This is a genomic window from Micromonospora maritima, assembly GCF_902825405.1.
Classification (GTDB): domain Bacteria; phylum Actinomycetota; class Actinomycetes; order Mycobacteriales; family Micromonosporaceae; genus Micromonospora; species Micromonospora maritima.
The window spans coordinates 1-3,233 of the sequence record NZ_CADEAU010000558.1 but is presented as its reverse complement, the minus strand read 5'-3'; the positions used below and the strand labels follow the sequence as shown (position 1 = coordinate 3,233).

Annotated in this window: 4 protein-coding genes; 3 read left to right on the top strand and 1 reads right to left on the bottom strand. The window is 75.8% G+C overall.

Annotated elements, in window-relative coordinates:
* Positions 1-28: 28 nt before the first annotated feature.
* The gene (locus HUW36_RS28975) at positions 29-448 is read right to left on the bottom strand and encodes a DUF6069 family protein (RefSeq protein ID WP_174531026.1); all 420 of its coding nucleotides are present in this window, start codon (positions 446-448) and stop codon (positions 29-31) included.
* Positions 449-623: 175 nt separating this feature from the next.
* Between HUW36_RS28975 and HUW36_RS28970 the strand changes: the two genes are divergently transcribed.
* From HUW36_RS28970 to HUW36_RS28960, 3 genes are all read left to right on the top strand, one after another.
* Positions 624-1,730, top strand: a complete 1,107-nt coding sequence (locus HUW36_RS28970; RefSeq protein WP_174531025.1) for a sensor histidine kinase — start codon at positions 624-626, stop codon at positions 1,728-1,730.
* A 56-nt stretch (positions 1,731-1,786) separates the two neighbouring features.
* A complete protein-coding gene (locus tag HUW36_RS28965) occupies positions 1,787-2,482 on the top strand; it encodes a response regulator (RefSeq protein WP_174531024.1) in 696 nt (231 codons plus the stop codon).
* Between the two features lie 335 nt (positions 2,483-2,817).
* On the top strand, positions 2,818-3,233 hold a 416-nt coding region (locus HUW36_RS28960; RefSeq protein WP_174531023.1), incomplete at its 3' end, for a hypothetical protein.

The window sequence follows — 3,233 nt, the reverse complement described above, 5'->3', positions numbered from 1 at the left end:
CCCGTCGCGGCGGCTCCGGGCCCGGCGGTCAACGGCCGGCGGTACGCCGCAGTCCGGGCACCAGCACGGCGGCGGCCACCAGGTGCAGGGCCACCAGCGTCACCGTCGCCGCTCGCCCGGCCCCCGCCCCCACCGGCCCGAGCAGCGACACCAGCAAGACCAGGACGGCGATCACGGTCCAGATCGTCCGGGCCCGGCCGGTGAACCGCTCCAGCAGGGCCAGCACCGCCCAGCCGGCGAGTCCGGCGAGCAGCGTGCTGACGGCGACCGCCACCGGGGTGACCCGCTGCTCGCCGCCGCCACCGGCACGCGCGGTCAGGTCCACCCCGGCGAGCGGCACCGCGACCACCCAGCCCAGCAGCGTGGCGACGGTGGCGGCGAGCACCGTGAGCAGCCGGTCGCGACGGCGGGCCGGGCGGACGGCGGTGCTCGGGATCGTGGTCTGCATCGGCGCGTACCTCCGCTGTGGTGGGATCGACTGGCGACGACGCTAGGGCCGGCGACGGGCCCGGCGGATCGCGCCGGCGACCGGTTCCCGACTCCGTCCCGGGAACCAGCAACGGCCGGGATCTCCGTCTCGCGGCCGATGAGGGCCGGGCGGCCGGCGGCCTAGCATCCGGGACATGAGGTGCGCGTCTTCCCGGCCCCGGTTCCTGCTGCTGCTCGACGGCGGCATCGCCGCCGCCTGCCTCGGCGTGTCCCTGCTCGTGCTGCTGGCGTCCGACGCCGGGCCCGCCACGGCCGGCGGGACCACCGTCGCGGTCGGCCTCGCCGCGCTGCAGGCCAGCTGTCTGCTGTGGATCCGACGCCGACCCGGGTACGCCCTCGCGGTCGCCGCGCTGGCCGGTGTCGGCCTGGAGGCGCTCTGCCCGCAGCTCGGCTGGCTCGGGCTGGTGGCGGCGCCGCTGTCCTACGTGGCGCGGCTGCGGCCACCACGGTTCTCACTCGTCGCCCTCGGACTGCTGGTGGCGCCCACGCCGTGGAAGCTGGTGACCGGCGACTGGCGGGACATGGTGCTCGCGGCGACCGGGCTGGGCCTGGGCTGGGCGGTCGGCGAGCTGCTGCGCGCCCAGGAGCAGCGCCGGTGCGAGTGGGAGCGGCAGGTACGGGCGACCGAGCGGGAGCGGATCTCCCGCGAACTGCACGACGTGGTCGCCCACCACGTGGCGGTGATCGCGGTGCAGGCCGTCGCCGCCGAGGACGTCTTCGACCAGCAGCCGGAACAGGCGCGCGCGGCACTCGGGTCGATCCACGTGGCGGCCCGGTCGGCGCTGACCGAGCTGCGCGCCATGCTGCACGCGCTGACCGCCGACGACGGGTCCGATCCGGACGGACCGCAGCCGGGGCTGGCCCAGCTCGACGCGCTCGTCGACGCCGTCCGGGCGGTGGGCCTGCCGGTGACGCTGCGCCGGGAGGGTGACGGCGAGGCGCTGCCCGGCGGGGTGCAGCTGTCGGCGTACCGGATCGTGCAGGAGTCGCTGACCAACGCGCTGCGGCACGGGCACGCCACCCATGCCGAGGTCGACGTCCGGTGCGGCGGCGGCGTGCTCCGGCTGGAGGTGGTCGACGACGGCTCGGCGCCGGCCCGCCGGTCCGGGACGACCGAGGGACGCGGCATCGTCGGCATGCGGGAGCGGGCCCGGCTGCTCGGCGGCACGCTCGACGCCGGCCCGCTGCCCGCCGGCGGCTTCCGGGTACGGGCGCAGCTGCCTGTCGGGGCGGCCCGGTGAGCGCGAGGAGTGAGCCGGTCCTGCGAGCCCCGCAGTCGCGAACGGAAGGTGGCCCGATGAACGAGCCGGACGGGGACCGGCGGCAGGTCCGCGTGGTGGTGGCCGACGACCAGGAGCTGATCCGCGCCGGGCTGCGGATGGTCCTCGACGCCCGGCCCGACCTGACGGTGGTCGGCGAGGCGGCGGACGGCGTCGACGCGGTCGCGGTGGCGACCCGTACCCGGCCGGACGTCGTGCTGATGGACGTGCGGATGCCCCGGCAGGACGGCATCGCCGCCACCCGGGAGCTGGTGGCCGCCGGCAACCCCGCCCGGGTCGTCATGCTCACCACGTTCGACGTCGACGAGCATGTCTACGCCGCGCTGCGCGCGGGGGCGAGCGCCTTCCTGCTCAAGGACACCCGACCGAACGACCTGGCCGAGGCGGTCCGGGTGGTGGCGCGGGGCGACGCCCTGCTGGCGCCGACCGTGACGCGGCGGCTGCTGGACCGCTTCGCCGGCCGGCTGCCCGGCCCGCCGCCCGCCGCCGACCGGGCGCTCGCGGCGTTGACCGCCCGTGAGGTGGAGGTGCTCACGCTGACCGCGCGGGCGCTGTCCAACGCGGAGATCGCCGCCCGGCTGCACCTGAGCACCGCCACGGTGAAGACCCACGTCTCCGCGATCCTCACCAAGCTCGGCCTGCGCGACCGGATCCAGGCGGTGGTCCTCGCCTACGACACCGGACTGGTCCGGCCGGCGCCGCCAGCCCGGTGAGCCGTCCCACCCGACGGGCCGGGCTGCGCCGCACCGGCCACACGCAGCGATCTTGGAAGAATGCGGCCCTCACGAGGGCCGTTGCCTTCCAAGATCTTCGCCGGCACCCGGCGAGACGGGGACGGATCGGACGAGCGGACACGCTCCACGCAGGTCCGGGCCGTCGTCGTCGGGGCGGCGGGAGGGTGGACACCGGACGGCAACGAAGATTTCTCAATTACCCCCAGTGACCGTCGCAACCCTCCTAGTGTTGGCCACACCGGTGCTAGTCACGGAGTTGGCCACCCGAACGACGTCCCACGCAGACAGCGGACGAAAAGTGAGGGAAGACGCGGATGAAGGCACAGTCATTTCTCGGACCGGCGGCGGTCGGCGTGGGCCTCGGCGCACTGCTGCTCCCGGCTGCCGCGCTGGCGGACACCAGAGTCTCACCCGCCACCACCCCGGTCGGCGGCACCGTGGTGCTCACCACGACGTGCAACCCGAACGCCGGTGACGCGATCTTCCGGGTCACCGGGCCCGACCGCGACCAGAACGTCCGGTCCACCACGGCGGCGGCGGGGGGCGGGCTGAGCGCCGAACTGTTCACCGCCGGCTTCACGCTGGGCACGTACACGGTCGCCGCGACCTGCGGCGACGGCAGCGACGGCGGCAGCGCCACGTTCACCGTCACCCCGATCGGTGGCGCGCAGGCCGGCGCCGGTGGCCGCGACGGCGACACCGGGGTCCTGGTCGCCGGTGGCGCGCTGGC